General features: G+C 70.8%; 2 protein-coding genes. Both read left to right on the top strand.

The annotated features are described in order from the left end of the window. A partial coding sequence (locus ACTIMO_RS17245; RefSeq protein ID WP_448183216.1) for a hypothetical protein occupies positions 1-343 on the top strand: 343 nt, incomplete at its 5' end. Beyond that, positions 340-492 (top strand): hypothetical protein, encoded by a 153-nt coding sequence (locus ACTIMO_RS17250; RefSeq protein WP_345850127.1) that lies wholly within the window; start codon positions 340-342, stop codon positions 490-492. The genes ACTIMO_RS17245 and ACTIMO_RS17250, both read left to right, overlap by 4 nt. The last annotated feature ends 66 nt before the right edge of the window (positions 493-558 follow it).

Raw genomic sequence — 558 nt, forward strand, 5'->3', positions numbered from 1 at the left:
GTCCATGACCCGCAACGAACTGCGTCGCCACTACAACCGGTCGATGTCGACGATCGACAATTGGCTGAGGCTGACCGGCATCACCCCTCGCAAGCCGGGAAAGCGTGGTCAGCCCGGGGTCGTGCCGCTGAACCTTCCGCCGCGCGACACCGGCCGCGCCGCCCTGGCAGCGGAATATCTCCGCCGGTTCGGCCCGGTCAGCCGCTGCGACGAAGCCGGTTCCTATGCGCCGCACGGCGCCCACTGGCGCCGAGGGCGGTCGATTCTCACCGCTGACCAGATCATCGCCGCCGCGACCGAACGGGGTTGGCAACCCGAGGCATGGCGGAGGCTCGCGGCATGACCACGCTGATCCTCACCCATCGGCACGCCGCCGCCTATGCCGCGCTGGTCGCCGAACTCGACCGCCGGCTCGCACTTCGTCGCGCCGGTCGCCCCGAGCGCCAGCGCGCCGCGCGCAAGGGCGTCGAGACGAAGCGGAGGGCGGGATGAGTCTGCAGCTTGACCGCTACCTCTCCGCGCGCCGGCAGGGCCGCAACATGCTCACCGCATGCGTAG

The sequence above is a fragment of the Arthrobacter sp. CP30 genome (assembly GCF_053470025.1).

Excerpts from the sequence above, each read along its gene's own strand:
- ACTIMO_RS17250 (WP_345850127.1), top strand. The coding sequence starts at position 340 with ATGACCACGCTGATCCTCACCCATCGGCACGCCGCCGCCTATGCCGCG.